The sequence below is a fragment of the Psychrobacter sp. 1U2 genome (assembly GCF_051847575.1).
The window spans coordinates 1-1206 of the sequence record NZ_JBPYDC010000324.1 but is presented as its reverse complement, the minus strand read 5'-3'; the positions used below and the strand labels follow the sequence as shown (position 1 = coordinate 1206).

General features: G+C 44.7%; 1 protein-coding gene and 1 pseudogene. Both read right to left on the bottom strand.

Going from position 1 to position 1206, the window contains the following annotated elements; all coding sequences use genetic code 11:
* Positions 1-239, bottom strand: a pseudogene (locus ACS8FD_RS15520) (bifunctional 23S rRNA (guanine(2069)-N(7))-methyltransferase RlmK/23S rRNA (guanine(2445)-N(2))-methyltransferase RlmL); the annotation flags it as partial.
* Positions 240-431: 192 nt separating this feature from the next.
* The coding region (locus tag ACS8FD_RS15515) for a mechanosensitive ion channel family protein (protein WP_439276511.1) at positions 432-1206 on the bottom strand (775 nt) is incomplete at its 5' end.

The following is a 1206-nucleotide window of genomic DNA, read 5'->3' as shown; positions in this document are numbered from 1 at the left end:
CGTTTGATAAGCATTAGTACTCGTGAAGCCACACGAGACCACAAGCAAATCGTATATAGATCATGCAAAGTACCAGTCACTGCCAGACGGCCCGTACTTTTGATGTCACTTGCAATACCAAAACTTGTCAGCTCAATCTGTAGGGGCACCTCAAGTCCATCGGCACAGGTGATGATAAGATCAAGCGACAACGCTGGTGGAGATACTGTGGAAGAGAGGGGCGCGGCTGTTTCGGACATACGGATACCTGTGGGCTAAATGGATAAATGAGGCGCATCATAAATTACGATGTTTAACCCGCGATTTTACCATATTTCAGGATAGGATGGTTTAAAGTGGTTGGTATTAAGCAATATAGTCGATACTAAGTGTTTGAGTGTGCTAACTAATGATATGCACCAATACCCAATATCTAACGCGTCTCGACTGTTTTATTTCTCATTTTTGGTTGAGGGTAGCGGTTCTGTTTTCATTTCTGGTTCTGCAATGACTTGCGTTGTGGTTGCAAAAGGTTTGGTAGCGATAGGGTAGTCGACATCCTTTGGCATGAGCAACCGCATATGCGGGTAGGGCGTTGAGATATTGGCAGCATCGAAGGCGCGTTTGATATCTTCTTGTAGGTTTTCTTTAATTTTTGGCATACGTGCTACGGCTGCAGGCTTCACCCAAAAGCGTACAATAAAGAATACGCCATATTCACCAATTTCATCGACTGTAGCTGAGGCCTCAGGGCGACTTAGCACAACATTGGTGTCAGTCAATACTTGTAAAATCTCTTTGCGAGCTGTATCGATATCATCTTCGAAGGCGATACGCATCCGAAGATCAAAACGTATAAAGTTCTTAGAGGTCAGGTTGATCACCTCAGAGGAGGCCACGTTAGAGTTTGGGATGATAACGGTGATGTTGTCTCGCGTCAAAATATGGGTGGTGCGTAAGGCAATAAGTACCACACGACCTTCGTTTTCATTAATGTGAATCCAGTCGCCCACCTGAAACGATTGTTCGAGCAAGATTGTGATACCAGCGATGAAGTTGGCGAGTGTTGATTGTGCTGCAAAGCCGACTGCTAAGCCAACGATACCAAGACCAGCTACCAAAGATACAATATCGAAGCCAAATTGGGCCATGACGCTGGCAAGTCCAAGCACCCATATTAGTACAGATAAAATATTTTTGAGTAGCTGCTCGATAGAGGCATTAAGA